This window comes from Bacillus sp. 5B6, assembly GCF_000259405.1.
Classification (GTDB): Bacteria; Bacillota; Bacilli; order Bacillales; family Bacillaceae; genus Bacillus; species Bacillus velezensis.
In genome coordinates this window covers 3,876,600-3,897,500 of the sequence record NZ_AJST01000001.1, presented here as the reverse complement: position 1 = coordinate 3,897,500, position 20,901 = coordinate 3,876,600, and the positions used below count along the sequence as shown (strand labels likewise).

Sequence of the window (20,901 nt, the reverse complement as noted above, 5' to 3'; positions counted from 1 at the left end):
TCACTCGCAGTCTGACTCCCAAGGATAAGTCATCGGCATTCGGAGTTTGACTGAATTCGGTAACCCGGTAGGGGCCCCTAGTCCAATCAGTGCTCTACCTCCGAGACTCTTACCTTGAGGCTAGCCCTAAAGCTATTTCGGAGAGAACCAGCTATCTCCAGGTTCGATTGGCATTTCACCCCTACCCACACCTCATCCCCGCACTTTTCAACGTGCGTGGGTTCGGGCCTCCATTCAGTGTTACCTGAACTTCACCCTGGACATGGGTAGATCACCTGGTTTCGGGTCTACGACCACGTACTCAATTCGCCCTATTCAGACTCGCTTTCGCTGCGGCTCCGCATCTTCTGCTTAACCTTGCACGGGATCGTAACTCGCCGGTTCATTCTACAAAAGGCACGCCATCACCCGTTAACGGGCTCTGACTACTTGTAGGCACACGGTTTCAGGATCTCTTTCACTCCCCTTCCGGGGTGCTTTTCACCTTTCCCTCACGGTACTGGTTCACTATCGGTCACTAGGGAGTATTTAGCCTTGGGAGATGGTCCTCCCGGATTCCGACGGAATTTCACGTGTTCCGCCGTACTCAGGATCCACTCAGGAGAGAACGAAGTTTTGACTACAGGGCTGTTACCTTCTATGGCGGGCCTTTCCAGACCTCTTCATCTACCTCGTTCCTTTGTAACTCCGTACAGAGTGTCCTACAACCCCAAGAGGCAAGCCTCTTGGTTTGGGCTGGTCCCGTTTCGCTCGCCGCTACTCAGGGAATCGCATTTGCTTTCTCTTCCTCCGGGTACTTAGATGTTTCAGTTCCCCGGGTCTGCCTTCTCATATCCTATGTATTCAGATATGGATACCACTCCATTACGAGTGGTGGGTTTCCCCATTCGGAAATCTCCGGATCAAAGCTTGCTTACAGCTCCCCGAAGCATATCGGTGTTCGTCCCGTCCTTCATCGGCTCCTAGTGCCAAGGCATCCACCGTGCGCCCTTTCTAACTTAACCGTTAAAAAGAATCACTACGTGATATCTTGCATTACTAATTGAATGTGAATTACTTCTGTTATCTAGTTTTCAAAGAACACGTTGGTGGAGCCTAGCGGGATCGAACCGCTGACCTCCTGCGTGCAAAGCAGGCGCTCTCCCAGCTGAGCTAAGGCCCCGTATTGGGTAAAGATGGTGGGCCTGAGTGGACTCGAACCACCGACCTCACGCTTATCAGGCGTGCGCTCTAACCAGCTGAGCTACAGGCCCATCTACCATATGAAAGAATCAAAGTTCCTTCAAAACTAAACAAGACAGGGAACGTTCTGTTTATAAGACCCAAGGTCTTATATTCCGTTAAAATCCTTAGAAAGGAGGTGATCCAGCCGCACCTTCCGATACGGCTACCTTGTTACGACTTCACCCCAATCATCTGTCCCACCTTCGGCGGCTGGCTCCTAAAAGGTTACCTCACCGACTTCGGGTGTTACAAACTCTCGTGGTGTGACGGGCGGTGTGTACAAGGCCCGGGAACGTATTCACCGCGGCATGCTGATCCGCGATTACTAGCGATTCCAGCTTCACGCAGTCGAGTTGCAGACTGCGATCCGAACTGAGAACAGATTTGTGGGATTGGCTTAACCTCGCGGTTTCGCTGCCCTTTGTTCTGTCCATTGTAGCACGTGTGTAGCCCAGGTCATAAGGGGCATGATGATTTGACGTCATCCCCACCTTCCTCCGGTTTGTCACCGGCAGTCACCTTAGAGTGCCCAACTGAATGCTGGCAACTAAGATCAAGGGTTGCGCTCGTTGCGGGACTTAACCCAACATCTCACGACACGAGCTGACGACAACCATGCACCACCTGTCACTCTGCCCCCGAAGGGGACGTCCTATCTCTAGGATTGTCAGAGGATGTCAAGACCTGGTAAGGTTCTTCGCGTTGCTTCGAATTAAACCACATGCTCCACCGCTTGTGCGGGCCCCCGTCAATTCCTTTGAGTTTCAGTCTTGCGACCGTACTCCCCAGGCGGAGTGCTTAATGCGTTAGCTGCAGCACTAAGGGGCGGAAACCCCCTAACACTTAGCACTCATCGTTTACGGCGTGGACTACCAGGGTATCTAATCCTGTTCGCTCCCCACGCTTTCGCTCCTCAGCGTCAGTTACAGACCAGAGAGTCGCCTTCGCCACTGGTGTTCCTCCACATCTCTACGCATTTCACCGCTACACGTGGAATTCCACTCTCCTCTTCTGCACTCAAGTTCCCCAGTTTCCAATGACCCTCCCCGGTTGAGCCGGGGGCTTTCACATCAGACTTAAGAAACCGCCTGCGAGCCCTTTACGCCCAATAATTCCGGACAACGCTTGCCACCTACGTATTACCGCGGCTGCTGGCACGTAGTTAGCCGTGGCTTTCTGGTTAGGTACCGTCAAGGTGCCGCCCTATTTGAACGGCACTTGTTCTTCCCTAACAACAGAGCTTTACGATCCGAAAACCTTCATCACTCACGCGGCGTTGCTCCGTCAGACTTTCGTCCATTGCGGAAGATTCCCTACTGCTGCCTCCCGTAGGAGTCTGGGCCGTGTCTCAGTCCCAGTGTGGCCGATCACCCTCTCAGGTCGGCTACGCATCGTCGCCTTGGTGAGCCGTTACCTCACCAACTAGCTAATGCGCCGCGGGTCCATCTGTAAGTGGTAGCCGAAGCCACCTTTTATGTCTGAACCATGCGGTTCAAACAACCATCCGGTATTAGCCCCGGTTTCCCGGAGTTATCCCAGTCTTACAGGCAGGTTACCCACGTGTTACTCACCCGTCCGCCGCTAACATCAGGGAGCAAGCTCCCATCTGTCCGCTCGACTTGCATGTATTAGGCACGCCGCCAGCGTTCGTCCTGAGCCAGGATCAAACTCTCCGATAAAGTAGTTTGACTGACTACGCACATCGCTGTGCGATTTATTTAAAACTTTGAATTAACAGGTACGTTTTGTCTTGTTTAGTTTTCAAAGATCATTACCGCTTGTTGAAGCAGCTTTATTATCTTACCACTCAGCTTCTTTTATGTCAACAACTTTTTTCAAGTTGTTTCCGAAGCTTTTTGTTGTTATCTGCTGTTCATCAGCGACGTTTAATAATATACCACGGTGTCTCTCTATAAATCAAGTATTTTTTTAAAAAAAAGAGAGAAAAAGAAAACCAGTATATTATCTTTAAAGTTTGAGAATGGTCGGGAAGACAGGATTCGAACCTGCGACCCCATGGTCCCAAACCATGTGCTCTACCAAGCTGAGCTACTTCCCGATTTTTAAAAATATTATGGCGCGCCCGAGAGGAGTCGAACCCCTAACCTTTTGATCCGTAGTCAAACGCTCTATCCAATTGAGCTACGGGCGCAATTAATATCACAATATCCCGTTGGGATAAAATGGAGCGGAAGACGGGATTCGAACCCGCGACCCCCACCTTGGCAAGGTGATGTTCTACCACTGAACTACTTCCGCAAGTAAAAATGTAAAGCATGGCCAGAATACAGCCTCAGATAGCGGTAAACTGTATTATTATTTATTCAGTAAAAATCCAAACGGTATAACCCGCAGATCAACCTAAACATACTGCTCATTATGACAAAAGTAATTATATCAAGGTTTTGATAAAAGTCAATACCGTTTAACAATTAATTATGTTAATCTCTTTGAATCATTGAAGCAAGGCTAACTTCATCAGAAAGCGCGCTTTAAACACCTATACCTTAACTGCTGCAATCAGTAACATTTTTTACTGATCCAAATAAAAAAATAACAGTTCCATAACATGCGGAAACTGCTTCAGATCAACGTATTTTAGATAAGCTTCCAAGCGGGCTCGAACCGCTGACCTCTTCCTTACCATGGAAGTGCTCTACCTGCTGAGCTATGGAAGCAATGGCTCCGCAGGTAGGACTCGAACCTACGACCGATCGGTTAACAGCCGATAGCTCTACCACTGAGCTACTGCGGAATATTATAAGCTTCATAAACAAAAACATGGTAGATAAAATAAAAAAGCTTGGCGGCGTCCTACTCTCACAGGGGGAAACCCCCGACTACCATCGGCGCTGAAGAGCTTAACTTCCGTGTTCGGCATGGGAACGGGTGTGACCTCTTCGCTATCGCCACCAAACCATTGAGAGTGTTCTCTCAAAACTAGATAACAGTAAGCATACATTCAAATTGGTTAAGTCCTCGATCGATTAGTATCTGTCAGCTCCATGTGTCGCCACACTTCCACCTCAGACCTATCAACCTGATCATCTTTCAGGGATCTTACTTCCTTGCGGAATGGGAAATCTCATCTTGAGGGGGGCTTCATGCTTAGATGCTTTCAGCACTTATCCCGTCCGCACATAGCTACCCAGCGATGCCCTTGGCAGAACAACTGGTACACCAGCGGTGCGTCCATCCCGGTCCTCTCGTACTAAGGACAGCTCCTCTCAAATTTCCTGCGCCCGCGACGGATAGGGACCGAACTGTCTCACGACGTTCTGAACCCAGCTCGCGTACCGCTTTAATGGGCGAACAGCCCAACCCTTGGGACCGACTACAGCCCCAGGATGCGATGAGCCGACATCGAGGTGCCAAACCTCCCCGTCGATGTGGACTCTTGGGGGAGATAAGCCTGTTATCCCCGGGGTAGCTTTTATCCGTTGAGCGATGGCCCTTCCATGCGGAACCACCGGATCACTAAGCCCGACTTTCGTCCCTGCTCGACTTGTAGGTCTCGCAGTCAAGCTCCCTTGTGCCTTTACACTCTGCGAATGATTTCCAACCATTCTGAGGGAACCTTTGGGCGCCTCCGTTACCTTTTAGGAGGCGACCGCCCCAGTCAAACTGCCCACCTGACACTGTCTCCCCGCCCGATAAGGGCGGCGGGTTAGAAGGTCAATACAGCCAGGGTAGTATCCCACCGATGCCTCCACCGAAGCTGGCGCTCCGGTTTCCAAGGCTCCTACCTATCCTGTACAAGCTGTACCAACATTCAATATCAGGCTGCAGTAAAGCTCCACGGGGTCTTTCCGTCCTGTCGCGGGTAACCTGCATCTTCACAGGTACTATAATTTCACCGAGTCTCTCGTTGAGACAGTGCCCAGATCGTTGCGCCTTTCGTGCGGGTCGGAACTTACCCGACAAGGAATTTCGCTACCTTAGGACCGTTATAGTTACGGCCGCCGTTTACTGGGGCTTCAATTCGCACCTTCGCTTACGCTAAGCGCTCCTCTTAACCTTCCAGCACCGGGCAGGCGTCAGCCCCTATACTTCGCCTTACGGCTTCGCAGAGACCTGTGTTTTTGCTAAACAGTCGCCTGGGCCTATTCACTGCGGCTCTCTCGGGCTTGCACCCTAACAGAGCACCCCTTCTCCCGAAGTTACGGGGTCATTTTGCCGAGTTCCTTAACGAGAGTTCTCTCGATCACCTTAGGATTCTCTCCTCGCCTACCTGTGTCGGTTTGCGGTACGGGCACCTCTCACCTCGCTAGAGGCTTTTCTTGGCAGTGTGGAATCAGGAACTTCGCTACTATAATTCGCTCGCCATCACAGCTCAGCCTTCACGGGAAACGGATTTGCCTATTTCCCAGCCTAACTGCTTGGACGCGGATATCCAATACCGCGCTTACCCTATCCTCCTGCGTCCCCCCATTGCTCAAATGGTGAGGAGGTGGTACAGGAATATCAACCTGTTATCCATCGCCTACGCCTTTCGGCCTCGGCTTAGGTCCCGACTAACCCTGAGCGGACGAGCCTTCCTCAGGAAACCTTAGGCATTCGGTGGAGGGGATTCTCACCCCTCTTTCGCTACTCATACCGGCATTCTCACTTCTAAGCGCTCCACAAGTCCTTCCGGTCTTGCTTCACAGCCCTTAGAACGCTCTCCTACCACTGTTCGAAGAACAGTCCGCAGCTTCGGTGATACGTTTAGCCCCGGTACATTTTCGGCGCAGAGTCACTCGACCAGTGAGCTATTACGCACTCTTTAAATGGTGGCTGCTTCTAAGCCAACATCCTGGTTGTCTAAGCAACTCCACATCCTTTTCCACTTAACGTATACTTTGGGACCTTAGCTGGCGGTCTGGGCTGTTTCCCTTTCGACTACGGATCTTATCACTCGCAGTCTGACTCCCAAGGATAAGTCATCGGCATTCGGAGTTTGACTGAATTCGGTAACCCGGTAGGGGCCCCTAGTCCAATCAGTGCTCTACCTCCGAGACTCTTACCTTGAGGCTAGCCCTAAAGCTATTTCGGAGAGAACCAGCTATCTCCAGGTTCGATTGGCATTTCACCCCTACCCACACCTCATCCCCGCACTTTTCAACGTGCGTGGGTTCGGGCCTCCATTCAGTGTTACCTGAACTTCACCCTGGACATGGGTAGATCACCTGGTTTCGGGTCTACGACCACGTACTCAATTCGCCCTATTCAGACTCGCTTTCGCTGCGGCTCCGCATCTTCTGCTTAACCTTGCACGGGATCGTAACTCGCCGGTTCATTCTACAAAAGGCACGCCATCACCCGTTAACGGGCTCTGACTACTTGTAGGCACACGGTTTCAGGATCTCTTTCACTCCCCTTCCGGGGTGCTTTTCACCTTTCCCTCACGGTACTGGTTCACTATCGGTCACTAGGGAGTATTTAGCCTTGGGAGATGGTCCTCCCGGATTCCGACGGAATTTCACGTGTTCCGCCGTACTCAGGATCCACTCAGGAGAGAACGAAGTTTTGACTACAGGGCTGTTACCTTCTATGGCGGGCCTTTCCAGACCTCTTCATCTACCTCGTTCCTTTGTAACTCCGTACAGAGTGTCCTACAACCCCAAGAGGCAAGCCTCTTGGTTTGGGCTGGTCCCGTTTCGCTCGCCGCTACTCAGGGAATCGCATTTGCTTTCTCTTCCTCCGGGTACTTAGATGTTTCAGTTCCCCGGGTCTGCCTTCTCATATCCTATGTATTCAGATATGGATACCACTCCATTACGAGTGGTGGGTTTCCCCATTCGGAAATCTCCGGATCAAAGCTTGCTTACAGCTCCCCGAAGCATATCGGTGTTCGTCCCGTCCTTCATCGGCTCCTAGTGCCAAGGCATCCACCGTGCGCCCTTTCTAACTTAACCGTTAAAAAGAATCACTACGTGATATCTTGCATTACTAATTGAATGTGAATTACTTCTGTTATCTAGTTTTCAAAGAACAACATCTCGAAGAATCGAATGATCCTTCAAAACTAAACAAGACAGGGAACGTTCTGTTTATAAGACCCAAGGTCTTATATTCCGTTAAAATCCTTAGAAAGGAGGTGATCCAGCCGCACCTTCCGATACGGCTACCTTGTTACGACTTCACCCCAATCATCTGTCCCACCTTCGGCGGCTGGCTCCTAAAAGGTTACCTCACCGACTTCGGGTGTTACAAACTCTCGTGGTGTGACGGGCGGTGTGTACAAGGCCCGGGAACGTATTCACCGCGGCATGCTGATCCGCGATTACTAGCGATTCCAGCTTCACGCAGTCGAGTTGCAGACTGCGATCCGAACTGAGAACAGATTTGTGGGATTGGCTTAACCTCGCGGTTTCGCTGCCCTTTGTTCTGTCCATTGTAGCACGTGTGTAGCCCAGGTCATAAGGGGCATGATGATTTGACGTCATCCCCACCTTCCTCCGGTTTGTCACCGGCAGTCACCTTAGAGTGCCCAACTGAATGCTGGCAACTAAGATCAAGGGTTGCGCTCGTTGCGGGACTTAACCCAACATCTCACGACACGAGCTGACGACAACCATGCACCACCTGTCACTCTGCCCCCGAAGGGGACGTCCTATCTCTAGGATTGTCAGAGGATGTCAAGACCTGGTAAGGTTCTTCGCGTTGCTTCGAATTAAACCACATGCTCCACCGCTTGTGCGGGCCCCCGTCAATTCCTTTGAGTTTCAGTCTTGCGACCGTACTCCCCAGGCGGAGTGCTTAATGCGTTAGCTGCAGCACTAAGGGGCGGAAACCCCCTAACACTTAGCACTCATCGTTTACGGCGTGGACTACCAGGGTATCTAATCCTGTTCGCTCCCCACGCTTTCGCTCCTCAGCGTCAGTTACAGACCAGAGAGTCGCCTTCGCCACTGGTGTTCCTCCACATCTCTACGCATTTCACCGCTACACGTGGAATTCCACTCTCCTCTTCTGCACTCAAGTTCCCCAGTTTCCAATGACCCTCCCCGGTTGAGCCGGGGGCTTTCACATCAGACTTAAGAAACCGCCTGCGAGCCCTTTACGCCCAATAATTCCGGACAACGCTTGCCACCTACGTATTACCGCGGCTGCTGGCACGTAGTTAGCCGTGGCTTTCTGGTTAGGTACCGTCAAGGTGCCGCCCTATTTGAACGGCACTTGTTCTTCCCTAACAACAGAGCTTTACGATCCGAAAACCTTCATCACTCACGCGGCGTTGCTCCGTCAGACTTTCGTCCATTGCGGAAGATTCCCTACTGCTGCCTCCCGTAGGAGTCTGGGCCGTGTCTCAGTCCCAGTGTGGCCGATCACCCTCTCAGGTCGGCTACGCATCGTCGCCTTGGTGAGCCGTTACCTCACCAACTAGCTAATGCGCCGCGGGTCCATCTGTAAGTGGTAGCCGAAGCCACCTTTTATGTCTGAACCATGCGGTTCAAACAACCATCCGGTATTAGCCCCGGTTTCCCGGAGTTATCCCAGTCTTACAGGCAGGTTACCCACGTGTTACTCACCCGTCCGCCGCTAACATCAGGGAGCAAGCTCCCATCTGTCCGCTCGACTTGCATGTATTAGGCACGCCGCCAGCGTTCGTCCTGAGCCAGGATCAAACTCTCCGATAAAGTAGTTTGACTGACTACGCACATCGCTGTGCGATTTATTTAAAACTTTGAATTAACAGGTACGTTTTGTCTTGTTTAGTTTTCAAAGATCATTCCCGCTTGTTGAAGCAGCTTTATTATCTTACCACTCAGCTTCTTTTATGTCAACAACTTTTTTTAAGTTGTTTCTGAAGCTTTTTGTTGTTGTCTGCTGTTCATCAGCGACGTTTAATAATATACCATGCATTCTTTAAATTTAGCAAGTGTTTTTTTCATTTTTTTAAAACGTATTTCGTTATATTAATCTCCGCCGCAGCATACGATGTAATCAAGCATGGACAAGATAAGGAGGCGTCATCAGTGAATCACTTCTACGTGTGGCACATCAGAAGGATAAAACAGCTGCTTATTATTATCATTGCCGCATTTGCAGCAGCCAGCTTTTTTTATATACAGAGAGCCGTCCCCCTTCCTGTATTTTTAACTGATAGCGGCCCGAAGGCTATTTCAAAAGGGGAAACGAAAGCGGGCGAAGTCGCATTAACATTCGATATCAGCTGGGGCGACGAAAAAGCAGTTCCTATTCTGAACGCGCTAAAAGCAAACGGTATTAAAAACGCCACTTTTTTTCTGTCAGCTTCTTGGGCGGAACGGCACCCGGACACAGTTGAACGTATGATAAAAGACGGACATCAAATCGGCAGCATGGGATATGCGTATAAGAATTATACCAACCTAGAGGACAATGAAATAAAAAAAGATATCCTCCGGGCCCAGACTGCATTTAAAAAGCTGGGTGTAAAGAATGTTCATTTACTCCGCCCGCCGACCGGACAATTTAATAAAAAGGTTCTTACCATTGCACAGCAGTACCACTATTCAGTGGTTCATTACAGCGTTAACTCACAGGATTGGACAAATCCCGGCCCTGATAAAATCATTGAAAATGTAAACAGTCATATAAAAGGCGGCGACATTGTCCTGCTGCACGCCTCTGATTCAGCAACACAGACTGAAGAAGCGCTCCCCCCCATTATTCACAATTTAAAGCAAAAAGGACTGAAAAACGTGACCGTCGGCGACCTGATCGCAAATACTGACGTCAAGTCATCAGAAGTGAAATAACTACCTCTGGGCAAACTTCGGCAGCATTAACAGCTGAAACGCATTGCAGCCCATCAGCGGAATCAGCATCAAATAAAGCCAGTCCTCATTATTCACTCGTAGCGCAGGAACCCATTCAAGCGCTGTAATAACGACCATTAAAAATAATGATGAAACGAACGTATTTTTTGAGGACTGCTTTTGTTTTATATATGCCGTCAACAAGCCGACGGCAAGCAGAGCCAGCGGCAGCCAGACAAACCCTGCAATCGAGTCATCCCGCTCTCCGAAAAACAAAAATCTGACGTACATTAAATCAAAAGCGACAAACAGAATGATAAACAGCTGAAGCAGATTCCAAAGCGAGCTTGATCTGAGAATTTCAAGGGCAAACCGGTGCACCGTCAGAAAAACGAAGAATCCCATCTGGCTGATCACACTGAAAATCATGCCTACCCCGATAAACCAGATCAGAACGGAGAAAATCTGACCGGCCTCAAAATTCAGAAAGAACCCCTTGTACTCCCCCCACTTCAGAGCAAATCCCACGACGCTTGTAATAAGAGCGCCCACAGCTAAAATCGAAAAGAAAAATCGAACAAGCCCGCGGCTTTTCATCTCTTATTCATCCCCCTGACAATCGCGTTCAGCGATATTTTGTTATGTATAAATCCATTCCGATGAATCATATTAAAAATAAGTACAAGTAAGGAAGGAGCTTATGCATGTCAAAAGCCAAAACGCTATTGATAAGCTGTTTTGTTGTATTATCTGTAACAGCTTGTGCTCCAAAAGACCAAGCAGCGGATATGGATTATGACCAGACTAAAAAAATGGTTGTTGATATATTAAAGACCGATGATGGAAAAAAGGCAATTAAGGAAATATTAAATGATGATGCGATGAATGAGGCATTGGTGATTGATCAAAATGCCATTAAAGGCACAATAGAGAAAACCCTCACCTCTAAAAAAGGGGCGGAGTTCTGGAAAACCATCTTTGAAGACTCAAAGTTCGCCGAGAGCTTTGCAAAAACTCTTCAGCCCGAGCACGAAAAAATCATAAAAAAACTGATGAAAGACCCTGATTATCAGAAAAGTTTTATGCAGATCATGCAGGACCCCGGCATGGATAAAAAATACTACGAGCTGGTGAAAAGCCAAAAGTTCCGCAGTTACTTAGAGGATGTAATTACAGAGACACTTTCCAGCCCGCTTTTCAAAAAGCAATTCGAGGATGAATTGAAAAAAGCGGCTTCAAGCTCTGAAAAAGAAAGCCAATAAAAGGCCGGGCCGTGTTGGTCCCGGCCCCTTTTTTATTCAGCTGTTTTTTCAATGACTTTCTGGGCGATCCCCATATAAATTTCCCCGATCGGATGACTTCTGTCATAGACAGAAGGCGCAAATTGATCCTTGTCCCAATCAGGCTGTTTTAAAGGAATTCTGCCAAGCAGCGGCACCTGCAATTCCTCTGCAAGCTTATCTCCCCCGCCTTGACCGAACACGTATTCCCTCTCGCCGGTTTTTGCACTTTCATAGTAAGCCATATTTTCAATGACCCCTACAACTTCATGATCGGTCTTAATCGCCATAGAACCCGCTCTCGCCGCTACAAATGCGGCTGTAGGGTGCGGCGTTGATACGATAATCTCTTTGCAGCTCGGAAGCATTGTGTGTACATCGAGCGCCACATCACCCGTGCCGGGCGGCAGATCAAGAACGATATAGTCAACCTCTCCCCAGTCAACTTCATGGAAGAAGTTATTCAGCATCTTGCCCAGCATCGGCCCTCTCCACACAACCGGAGCGTTTTCTTCGACGAAAAAGCCCATCGACATAACCTTTACTCCAAATCTTTCGACAGGAAGCAGTTTTTCTCCTTCTACTGTCGGGCGAACTGTAATACCCATCATGTCCGGCACGCTGAATCCGTATATATCCGCGTCGATCAAGCCGACTTTTTTTCCGAGCCGTGCAAGAGAAATGGCCAGATTGACGGAAACCGTTGATTTGCCGACACCGCCTTTTCCGCTTGCCACCGCAAGAAAGACCGGCGGGTGTTTCCTATTCAGCAGAGTTTCGCTTTCAGCAGCCGGCCGGCTGAATTTCGCCAATGTCTCTTCTGGCAGCTCTTCAAACCGCAGTCCCACAGTTTCTGCACCCGCTTCTTTCAAAACGGATACAATTTCCTGCTGAATGCCCATCTGTTCAGCCGTCCCCGTTTTTGCCAATGCAATTTTTACACTGACATGCCGTTTTTCCGGCTTGATCTTTACTTCTTTAATGGCATCCAATTCTCCCAGCGGTCTATGAAGAAAAGGTTCGCGCATGTTTCCGACTATATGTCTTACTTCATCTTCTCTTATCATCGAACCCCTCACCCTTTGTGTATTCGTTTACAAATGGTATTATACCATATATTAAACATAGAATCGGCGAAAAACCCTCCTTACTCGGGAGGGTCTCCTTTCTCTGTAAAATATCTCAATACGCCCTTATACACGGAAGAAGCGATTTTGTCCTGATATTTGGGCTGGCCGAGCCTTTTCGCTTCCGCGGGATTGGACAGAAATCCGATTTCCACCAGCGCGCCCGGTTTGGTTACATTCTGCATTAAGTAAATGCCGTGTATCCGTTTCGCCTTTCTCGTTGTATTCTCCAAATTGATTCTCAATTCGTCCTGTATATATTTTGCCACTTTTTCATTTTCTTCGTATTTTCCATAGTAGAAGCTTTGGGCGCCGCTCCATCTCGGTGACGGTATGGCGTTCAGATGAATGCTGATATAAAGCTCCGCCTCTGAACGGTTGATGATTTCCACGCGCTTTCTCAGATCTTCCGCTTTGCGTCTGCTGTAGCCTTTCGTCCCTTCAGGAGCTAAATCAGTATCCGTCTCCCGCGTCATAATGACCAAAGCTCCCTGCTCCTGCAAATAGTCTCTGACCCTGGAGGCCACTTCGAGAGTAATGTCCTTTTCAAGGTGACTGCCTCCCGTGGCGCCTCCGTCCGGCCCGCCGTGCCCCGGATCGAGATAGATGATTTTCCCGCTCAGAGGCAGACTCCACGGCCGCCAAGAATCATCATTTTGGAATTGAAACCTGAATAAACACAATAATATGATAAAGCCAAGTAAAAAACCGAGCCATTTCAGCTTTTTTGTCATACCTTTCCCTCCCGCTTGTCCCCGTTATTAATAAGTATGGGACAAGGGAAGAAATTATGATTACCTCATGCGGAGCTTACATTGTTTTTCTCTTTGCAGAAATCCTTCCGTCCACCAGCTGTTGATAAACCGGCAGGACGCTTCATAGATTTCTTTTTGTTTAACGGAAGAATATTGCTCATGCGTCCAATTGCAAAGATATTCAAAAAAATCGACCGTCAGTTCTTCCTCTTCTTCAGCCGAACGGGCGTTTGCCTTCTGCAAAGACTCACCATAATAGCCAAAGACGCCGAACCGGCCGCCTAATAAATACGCTTCAATTGCAAAATCTATGCATCCTTCACTCAGAATGCCGTTTTCGTCTTGAAGAAAGGGAAACAAAGGGGTAAGACATGCTTTTACGGACTGAATGATCTGCGTCAGTGACAGCTCCTTTAGTAAACTCTTCTCAAGCTCAAAATCCTTCTGCCGTTTCACGTCTGAAAAAGATAATACTTCTGCCATTGCCAGCCACGCTCCTTTTTACTGTTATTTTGAAAGGAAAAGGGAAAAAGCATGCTTTGTTGATAGTGGAAATCCTCCCAAATGAAGGAGTTTTATGTTAACTGGAAGAATAAAGAGCTGAGGTGACGTGATGAAAAAGCTGTTTCAATACAATTGGACGGTGCGTGACGAGTGGTTTATGATATGTGAAAAGCTGAGCCGGGAGGAACTGACGAAAACCCGGACGGGCGGAATGGAGAGCATCTTGCGGACTTTATTTCATATCATTGATGTCGAGATCAGCTGGGCTCATGCCATTTTAGGTAAAGATGATGTTTTACCTGCTGAGTCTGACTATACGAGCATTCAGGATCTCAGAAAGCTGTCTGAACAGTATCGGGAGGATGTCATTCATGCGGTCTCCCTCAAAGGACCGTATCTTGTTAAGCCGGTCTGGATGGACCAAACCTTTCCTAAAGAAGATATTCTCCGCCACATCCTTGCGCATGAGATTCACCATATGGGACAACTGTCGGTTTGGGCCAGAGAAATTGGAATAGAACCGGTTTCGGCTAATGTGATCAGCCGTCCGCAGGAAAAAGCCGCAAAAAAACAGCACCTCTGACGGGATGCCGTTTTTATATTTTAATGCTTCTTGTTACGGAGTATGTATTAATGTATTCATCCAGCACGAGGCCGCCTTTGTCCTCGTAAAAACCGGCAACCATGAAGCCTGCGTCAATCTGACCTTTAATTTGATCCTCCAGCGTATGGCCGAATTCAAGCGCTTCATGATTATCAATAAGTTCCTTTACCTTTTTCTTACTCAGATCTTTTTCATCCGAAAACGGAATGGAATACTTTACTTTGAGTACACCTTCCTGCTCTAAATCCATATCAAATAAGAACACGACGGGATTTACAAAACCGGAGACTAAAGACCCGCCTTTTTTCAATACGCGATGAGCTTCTTTCCATACCGGAAGAACCGTATCAACAAAGCAATTCGATACCGGGTGCACGATAAAATCAAATGACTCATCATCAAAACAGCTCAGATCATTCATGCTGCCTTTGACAGTCCGAAGCGTAAGATCGTCCCGCTCAGCAACCATTCTGTCTTGCGCAAGCTGTTTTTCCGAATTGTCAAAAATGGTCACGTCCGCTCCTGCAGCAGCAAGGACCGGCCCTTGCTGTCCTCCTCCTGAAGCGAGACAAAGAACCTTCAGACCGTCTATGGGCGGAAACCAATCCGCCGGCACATCTTTTCCGGGGGTCATTCTGATGCTCCAATTGCCTTTTTTCGCTTCACCAATCGTATGAGAATCAACCGCAACCGTCCATTCATTGCCTGTTTCGACTTTTTTATCCCATGCCTTGCTGTTATGTATGACTAACTTATTCATTATAACTGCGCTCCTTATTGGTAATGAATAGAGTATAACAAACAATTCTAGAAAAACATCGGATAACCTCTTGAATATGAGAAAAAAATACAAAAAAACCACAACCAAGAAGTTGTGGTTTTTGCCATCCAAAACGATTAACGTTTTGAGAACTGAGGTGCACGACGAGCGCCTTTAAGACCGTATTTTTTACGTTCTTTCATACGAGCGTCACGAGTCAGAAGACCAGCACGTTTAAGTGTTGCACGGTATTCTGGATCTGCTTCAAGCAAAGCACGAGCGATACCATGACGGATTGCTCCAGCTTGACCAGATAAGCCGCCTCCATGTACGTTTACTAAAACATCATAAGTACCAGCTGTTTCAGTTAAAGTTAATGGTTGTTTGATATCTTCGATTAGGGCTGGAGATGGAATGTGCTCGCTGATTTCACGATTATTAACGACGATACGACCTTCTCCTGGAACTAAGCGCACACGCGCTACAGAACTTTTACGACGGCCAGTACCGTAATATTGAACCTGTGCCAAATTGGTAACCTCCTTTTTAATTAACCGCGAAGTTCGTAAACTTCAGGTTTTTGTGCTTCATGTGGATGCTCAGAACCACGGTATACGTTCAATTTCTTGAACATTTGACGACCTAGAGAACCTTTTGGAAGCATGCCTTTGATAGCAAGCTCAAGCATTTTCTCAGGGTAGTTTGTACGCATTTCAAGAGCAGTTCTTGATTTTAATCCGCCTGGATGTTGAGTGTGACGGTAGTAGATTTTGTCAGTTAACTTTTTACCAGTTAACTCGATTTTTTCAGCGTTGATGATGATCACATGATCTCCAGTATCAACGTGCGGTGTGTAAGTCGGTTTGTGTTTCCCGCGAAGGATAGATGCAACTTCTGTAGAAAGACGTCCTAAAGTCTTGCCTGCTGCATCAACAACTAACCACTTGCGTTCAATAGTACTTGCGTTAGCCATAGGTGTTGTACGCATTGAATTTCCCTCCTAAATGATCTGTCATTTTCAATAATCTTCGATTACGTTCTATTTCACAACACAATAAGTTCCGGGGCTTATCGTGGGGTTGAAATACATACCATATGATATCTTATAACTTTATGCAGACTCTGTCAAGAAAATGTTACACCTGGTTTAGTTGTCATAGCAAACGCTCCATAAATACAGCCCGTGCCCCGGTGCGGTGCGCCCCGCGGCTTCGCGATCTTTCGCTTCGAGCATTGCTTTTACATCATCGGGAGAAAATTTTCCAGCTCCTGTATCCAATAACGTTCCGGCAATGATTCTGACCATATTATAGAGAAAACCGTTACCGGTGATCCGCATCTGCAGGCCGTCTCCGGTCTCAGTCCAATCCAGCTCGTAAATCGTTCTGACCTTATCCTGAACCGCGGTATCAGCCGCGCAAAAGCTTGTGAAATCATGTGTCCCGATGAGGTGCCTTGAAGCTTCCCTCATTTTCTGCACATTAAGCTGATATGCAAAATGGTAAGCGTAATATCGTTTAAATACGTCCGGGTGTTTCTCCGTATATACAATGTAGCGATATTCCTTTTGGACTGCGCTAAATCGTGCATGGAACCCATCATCCGCAATCTCTGCTGTTTTGACGGCAATATCATCAGGCAGCAGGGCATTGAGCGCAAACGGCCATTTCTCAGCCGGAATGGACAGCGACGTATCAAAATGAATGACCTGTCCGGCAGCATGAACATCGCTGTCCGTGCGGCCGGATGAGTACACAGGCACTCTGCCGTCCGTTTTATGGATGACGGCCAGCGCTTTTTCCAATTCACTTTGAACGGTCCGCTTTCCAGGCTGAACCTGATATCCGTTAAATAAATGCCCGTCATAAGCAATGGTACATTTCACTCTCATTCAGCAGCACCTCTAACTTCTTAAGAAAAACAATAACACGGCTAATACCATGATGAGCAGAATAGCTCCGGTATCCTTTCCGGTCCAGACAAGCTTTCTGTATTTCGTTCTCCCCTCACCGCCCTGGTAGCCTCTCGCCTCCATGGCGACCGCGAGCTCTTCCGCGCGTTTAAAGGCGCTGACAAACAGCGGGACAAGCAGCGGAACAACCGCTTTGATTCTGTCTTTCACCGGGCCGCTTGTAAAGTCCGCACCCCTCGCCATTTGCGCCTTCATGATTTTATCTGTCTCTTCCATCAATGTCGGGATAAATCTCAATGATATCGACATCATCAATGCGAGTTCGTGTACGGGCAGCTTCACCTTTTTAAAAGGATTCAGCAGCTGCTCCATTCCATCTGTTATTTCAATCGGCGTTGTTGTCAGCGTCAGCAGCGTCGTCATAAAGATAAGGTAAACGAAACGGAGGGAGATAAAAATACCCTGTATAAGTCCGCCCTCATACACTTTAAACCAGCCAAGCTGAAAAATGACTGATCCTTCATGCGTCATGAAAATGTGTAATAAAAAGGTAAACGCCACAATCCAGATAATCGGCTTAAGTCCCTTCAGCAAAAAGCTGAACGGCACGCGCGTTAAGGCAATCACCCCGAATGTAAACAAACCGAGCAAAGCGTACGTCTGTACGTTGTTTGCCAAAAAAACAATACATACAAAAAGAAAGATGCTGACAAGTTTTGTTCGCGGGTCCAATCGGTGAATAAGCGATGATCCGGGAACATACTTTCCGATAATCATGCTGTCCATCATTGGTCCTTTTCCTCCTGAAAGAAAGCCTTAATTTCACTGGCGGCATCCTGCAGGGTCAGCATGGGTTTCTCATACTTGACGCCGAGAGCCTTCTCAAGCCGTCTCTGAAACTTCACTGATTCAGGAAGATCCAGGCCCATTTCGGACATCTCTTCACCTTTTACAAACAAGTCACGCGGACTCCCCGTCGCTTTAATGGTTCCTTTGTGCATGACGATCATTTCGTCAGCATAGCGGGCGGCGTCCTCCATACTGTGGGTGACGAGAACGGTAGTCAGGTTTCCCCGCTGATGAAGCGCATAGAACATGTCCATAATGTCCTGGCGCCCTCTCGGATCAAGACCGGCCGTCGGTTCATCCAAAACCAGCACTTCCGGCTCCATCGCGAGAACGCCGGCAATCGCCACTCTGCGCATCTGGCCGCCGCTGAGCTCAAATGGTGAACGATCCAAAATGTCTTCCGGAAGGCCTACAAGCCCCAGCATTTCTTTTGCTTTCCGTTCAGCGTCTTCTTTTTTTACACCGAAATTCATCGGTCCGAATGCGATGTCCTTCAGCACAGTCTCTTCAAACAGCTGATGTTCGGGAAATTGGAAAACGATTCCGACTTTTTTTCGCAAAGTCTTAAGGTCTTTATTCTTTTTACCGGCTGCCAGAATCGTGCTCCCGAGTTCAAGCTGTCCTTTAGTCGGTTTCAGCAAACCGTTTAAATGCTGCAGGAGCGTCGATTTGCCCGACCCTGTATGCCCGATGACGGCAACGTAGCTGCCCTCTTTTATTACGGCATTGATATCATACAGAGCAAGCCGTTCAAACGGTGTCTTCATTTGATAGCGGTGTTCTACATCTTTGATTTTAATGTCCACAGCTCATTCACCAGCCCTTCCTGAGTCAGATGGTTTTTCGTTAACGCCAGTCCGCTTTCTTTCAAAAGCAGGCTGAGCTGGAATGAGAAAGGCAAATCAAGACCGATGCGAACCAAGTCTTCGTTTAATTTAAAAATCTCTTCAGGCGTGCCCTCTGCATATTTCCTGCCGCCGTTCATCACAATGATCCTGTCCGCCCTTGCGGCTTCTTCCAGATCATGTGTTATCGAAATGACGGTGGCCATGCCCTGATCTTTTAAGCGTCTGACAGTATCAAGGACTTCTTCTCTCCCAATCGGGTCAAGCATGGATGTCGCTTCATCCAAAATCATAATATCAGGACGCGCGGCAATAATTCCCGCGATCGCCACTCTTTGTTTTTGACCTCCGGAGAGATGGTGCGGCTCTTGATCAAGAAAATCCTGCATATTGACTTGTGTGACAGCCCAATCTACTCTCTCAATCATTTCTTCGCGCGGAACACCATTGTTTTCTAAACCAAAAGCCACATCATCGCGAACAGTCGTTCCGACAAATTGGTTATCGGGATTCTGAAAGACCATCCCTATTTTTTTTCGCACATCCCACACGGTATCCTCAGTCAGCTTGATGCCGCCGACTTCAATTTCTCCGGCCTCAGGCAAAATCAGTCCGTTCAGCGCTCTGGCCAAAGTCGACTTCCCTGAACCGTTGTGGCCTACGATAGCAAGCCATTCTCCTTCGTATACCTCCAGACTCACACCGTCCAGCGCCGGTCTTTCCGCATCTTTGCGGTATCGGAATAGAATGTCTTTTACGGATATAAGCTGTTTTTGATCCACGGGCGCCTGGCCTCCTCTCAGCTATAGCTCTGCTTGTCTGTCTCATGATAAAAAGTTCTGATATCTAAAAAAAGGGCATAGATCCAGTTAGAAACTGTCCCGCCCTTCTTTAGATACACAAAAATATGTGATTAAACCAATTCGATGATTGCCATTGGTGCACCGTCACCACGGCGAGGACCAAGCTTCATAATACGTGTGTATCCGCCTTGGCGCTCCTCGTAACGAGTTGCAATGTCAGAGAACAATTTTTGAAGTGCATCTTGGTTATTTTCTTCATTAGCAACCTCGTTGCGAATGTATGCAGCAGCTTGACGACGAGCATGCAAGTCACCGCGCTTACCAAGAGTGATCATCTTTTCAACAACAGAGCGAAGTTCTTTCGCACGTGTTTCAGTTGTTTCAATTCTTTCGTTGATGATCAAATCTGTTGTAAGATCACGAAGCATAGCTTTACGCTGTGAACTCGTACGTCCTAGTTTTCTGTATGACATGTGATGTCCCCTCCTTTAATGGAATGCTGTTTCTAAATAAAAAACACACGAAAATCCTAGTTCACATGGAAACTAGATCAATCGTCTTTGCGAAGGCCGAGTCCAAGTTCTTCTAGTTTCGCTTTCACTTCTTCAAGTGATTTGCGTCCCAGGTTGCGAACTTTCATCATATCTTCTTCCGTCTTGTTCGCAAGTTCTTGAACCGTGTTAATGCCCGCACGCTTCAAGCAGTTGTAAGAACGGACAGAAAGGTCAAGTTCCTCAATCGTCATTTCAAGAACTTTTTCTTTTTGATCCTCTTCTTTTTCAACCATGATTTCAGCATGCTGAGCTTCGTCAGTTAAACCGACGAATATATTAAGGTGTTCAGTTAAAATCTTTGAACCGAGCGCAATTGCTTCCTTCGGTCCAGTGCTTCCGTCAGTCCAAACATCAAGTGTAAGTTTGTCATAGTTTGCAACCTGGCCTACACGAGTGTTTTCTACCTGATAAGATAAACGAGAAACTGGCGTAAAGATTGAATCGATCGGAATCACGCCGATTGGCTGATCGTCTCTTTTGTTCGAATCAGCAGGTGTATACCCACGTCCTCTTTGTGCAGTAAGGCGAACTCGGAAACTCGCATTCTCACCAAGAGTCGCGATATGAAGATCCGGATTAAGGATTTCAACATCGCTGTCGTGTGTAATATCAGCTGCTGTGACAGTTCCTTCGCCCTGTACATCAATTTCAAGCGTCTTCTCTTCATCAGAGTAGATTTTCAATGCAAGCTTTTTAATGTGCAAGATTATCGTTGTAACATCTTCCACAACGCCTTCGATTGTCGAGAATTCGTGCAGTACACCATCTATCTGGATCGATGTTACAGCGGCACCAGGGAGTGAGGATAAGAGGATACGACGTAAGGAGTTACCCAGAGTTGTACCATATCCACGCTCAAGCGGCTCTACGACAAACTTACCAAATTTGGCATCGTCGCTGATTTCAACCGTTTCGATTTTTGGTTTTTCAATCTCGATCATTACTTAAAACCCTCCTT

General features: G+C 47.8%; 16 protein-coding genes, 7 tRNA genes and 5 rRNA genes (1 of these 28 cut by a window edge). 3 read left to right on the top strand and 25 right to left on the bottom strand.

Annotation, left to right across the window (positions count from 1 at the left end; all coding sequences use genetic code 11):
- The 12 genes from MY7_RS18880 to MY7_RS18825 form a co-directional block, all read right to left on the bottom strand.
- A 23S ribosomal RNA gene (locus MY7_RS18880) occupies positions 1 to 1,004 on the bottom strand (it extends 1,926 nt beyond the left edge of the window).
- 82 nt (positions 1,005 to 1,086) lie between these two features.
- Positions 1,087 to 1,162, bottom strand: a tRNA-Ala gene (locus tag MY7_RS18875).
- A gap of 14 nt (positions 1,163 to 1,176) precedes the next feature.
- Positions 1,177 to 1,253, bottom strand: a tRNA-Ile gene (locus tag MY7_RS18870).
- Positions 1,254 to 1,353: 100 nt separating this feature from the next.
- Positions 1,354 to 2,903 (bottom strand): 16S ribosomal RNA (locus MY7_RS18865).
- A gap of 303 nt (positions 2,904 to 3,206) precedes the next feature.
- Positions 3,207 to 3,283: transfer RNA gene (locus MY7_RS18860), tRNA-Pro, on the bottom strand.
- Positions 3,284 to 3,299: 16 nt separating this feature from the next.
- Positions 3,300 to 3,376 (bottom strand) — tRNA-Arg (locus MY7_RS18855).
- 32 nt (positions 3,377 to 3,408) lie between these two features.
- Positions 3,409 to 3,483: transfer RNA gene (locus tag MY7_RS18850), tRNA-Gly, on the bottom strand.
- 346 nt (positions 3,484 to 3,829) lie between these two features.
- Positions 3,830 to 3,902: transfer RNA gene (locus tag MY7_RS18845), tRNA-Thr, on the bottom strand.
- A gap of 2 nt (positions 3,903 to 3,904) precedes the next feature.
- Positions 3,905 to 3,979, bottom strand: a tRNA-Asn gene (locus tag MY7_RS18840).
- 46 nt (positions 3,980 to 4,025) lie between these two features.
- Positions 4,026 to 4,141, bottom strand: a 5S ribosomal RNA gene (gene rrf, locus MY7_RS18835).
- A gap of 50 nt (positions 4,142 to 4,191) precedes the next feature.
- A 23S ribosomal RNA gene (locus tag MY7_RS18830) occupies positions 4,192 to 7,121 on the bottom strand.
- Positions 7,122 to 7,296: 175 nt separating this feature from the next.
- Positions 7,297 to 8,846 (bottom strand): 16S ribosomal RNA (locus MY7_RS18825).
- Together the 16S, 23S and 5S rRNA genes with 7 tRNA genes alongside form the textbook arrangement of a ribosomal RNA operon.
- Positions 8,847 to 9,185: 339 nt before the next feature.
- On the opposite strand from MY7_RS18825, the gene pdaB reads away from it, so the two are divergent.
- The gene (gene pdaB / locus MY7_RS18820) at positions 9,186 to 9,950 is read left to right on the top strand and encodes a polysaccharide deacetylase family sporulation protein PdaB (RefSeq protein WP_007615281.1); all 765 of its coding nucleotides are present in this window, start codon (positions 9,186 to 9,188) and stop codon (positions 9,948 to 9,950) included.
- Here the strand turns inward: pdaB and kbaA are convergent, their stop codons facing one another.
- A complete protein-coding gene (kbaA, locus tag MY7_RS18815) occupies positions 9,951 to 10,547 on the bottom strand; it encodes a KinB-signaling pathway activation protein (protein ID WP_007410420.1) in 597 nt (198 codons plus the stop codon).
- A 107-nt stretch (positions 10,548 to 10,654) separates the two neighbouring features.
- Between kbaA and gerD the strand changes: the two genes are divergently transcribed.
- Positions 10,655 to 11,212, top strand: a complete 558-nt coding sequence (gene gerD, locus MY7_RS18810) for a spore germination lipoprotein GerD (protein WP_007615280.1) — start codon at positions 10,655 to 10,657, stop codon at positions 11,210 to 11,212.
- A gap of 32 nt (positions 11,213 to 11,244) precedes the next feature.
- On the opposite strand, the gene MY7_RS18805 is transcribed toward gerD, so the two are convergent.
- The 3 genes from MY7_RS18805 to MY7_RS18795 form a co-directional block, all read right to left on the bottom strand.
- Positions 11,245 to 12,297 carry an Mrp/NBP35 family ATP-binding protein gene (locus tag MY7_RS18805; protein ID WP_007615279.1) on the bottom strand — a complete coding sequence of 351 codons (1,053 nt, stop codon included), beginning with the start codon at positions 12,295 to 12,297 and terminating at the stop codon, positions 11,245 to 11,247.
- A gap of 80 nt (positions 12,298 to 12,377) precedes the next feature.
- Complete coding sequence (gene cwlD, locus MY7_RS18800) at positions 12,378 to 13,091, bottom strand: N-acetylmuramoyl-L-alanine amidase CwlD (RefSeq protein ID WP_007615278.1); 714 nt, start codon at positions 13,089 to 13,091, stop codon at positions 12,378 to 12,380.
- 60 nt (positions 13,092 to 13,151) lie between these two features.
- Complete coding sequence (locus tag MY7_RS18795; RefSeq protein ID WP_007615277.1) at positions 13,152 to 13,595, bottom strand: DUF2521 family protein; 444 nt, start codon at positions 13,593 to 13,595, stop codon at positions 13,152 to 13,154.
- 130 nt (positions 13,596 to 13,725) lie between these two features.
- Here MY7_RS18795 and MY7_RS18790 point away from each other — a divergent pair, with 130 nt between their 5' ends.
- On the top strand, positions 13,726 to 14,199 hold the full coding sequence (locus MY7_RS18790; protein ID WP_007615276.1) for a DinB family protein: 474 nt from the start codon (positions 13,726 to 13,728) through the stop codon (positions 14,197 to 14,199).
- A gap of 13 nt (positions 14,200 to 14,212) precedes the next feature.
- Here MY7_RS18790 and MY7_RS18785 read toward each other — a convergent pair whose 3' ends face one another.
- The 9 genes from MY7_RS18785 to MY7_RS18745 form a co-directional block, all read right to left on the bottom strand.
- Positions 14,213 to 14,980 (bottom strand): class I SAM-dependent methyltransferase, encoded by a 768-nt coding sequence (locus MY7_RS18785; protein WP_007410414.1) that lies wholly within the window; start codon positions 14,978 to 14,980, stop codon positions 14,213 to 14,215.
- 137 nt (positions 14,981 to 15,117) lie between these two features.
- On the bottom strand, positions 15,118 to 15,510 hold the full coding sequence (gene rpsI, locus MY7_RS18780) for a 30S ribosomal protein S9 (protein WP_003225846.1): 393 nt from the start codon (positions 15,508 to 15,510) through the stop codon (positions 15,118 to 15,120).
- Between the two features lie 20 nt (positions 15,511 to 15,530).
- Entirely contained in the window at positions 15,531 to 15,968 is a 438-nt protein-coding gene (gene rplM, locus MY7_RS18775) for a 50S ribosomal protein L13 (protein ID WP_003225844.1), read from the bottom strand.
- A gap of 159 nt (positions 15,969 to 16,127) precedes the next feature.
- Complete coding sequence (truA, locus tag MY7_RS18770) at positions 16,128 to 16,871, bottom strand: tRNA pseudouridine(38-40) synthase TruA (RefSeq protein WP_007615269.1); 744 nt, start codon at positions 16,869 to 16,871, stop codon at positions 16,128 to 16,130.
- A gap of 12 nt (positions 16,872 to 16,883) precedes the next feature.
- The gene (locus MY7_RS18765) at positions 16,884 to 17,681 is read right to left on the bottom strand and encodes an energy-coupling factor transporter transmembrane component T family protein (protein WP_007410412.1); all 798 of its coding nucleotides are present in this window, start codon (positions 17,679 to 17,681) and stop codon (positions 16,884 to 16,886) included.
- Positions 17,678 to 18,547, bottom strand: a complete 870-nt coding sequence (locus MY7_RS18760) for an energy-coupling factor ABC transporter ATP-binding protein (RefSeq protein WP_007615263.1) — start codon at positions 18,545 to 18,547, stop codon at positions 17,678 to 17,680. Before MY7_RS18760 ends, MY7_RS18765 begins: the two co-directional genes overlap by 4 nt.
- Positions 18,523 to 19,368 (bottom strand): energy-coupling factor ABC transporter ATP-binding protein, encoded by an 846-nt coding sequence (locus tag MY7_RS18755; RefSeq protein WP_007615256.1) that lies wholly within the window; start codon positions 19,366 to 19,368, stop codon positions 18,523 to 18,525. Before MY7_RS18755 ends, MY7_RS18760 begins: the two co-directional genes overlap by 25 nt.
- Positions 19,369 to 19,499: 131 nt before the next feature.
- A complete protein-coding gene (gene rplQ, locus MY7_RS18750) occupies positions 19,500 to 19,862 on the bottom strand; it encodes a 50S ribosomal protein L17 (RefSeq protein WP_003156550.1) in 363 nt (120 codons plus the stop codon).
- A 77-nt stretch (positions 19,863 to 19,939) separates the two neighbouring features.
- Positions 19,940 to 20,884: a DNA-directed RNA polymerase subunit alpha gene (locus tag MY7_RS18745; RefSeq protein WP_003156549.1), complete on the bottom strand. Its 945-nt coding sequence runs from the start codon at positions 20,882 to 20,884 to the stop codon at positions 19,940 to 19,942.
- Positions 20,885 to 20,901 lie beyond the last annotated feature (17 nt).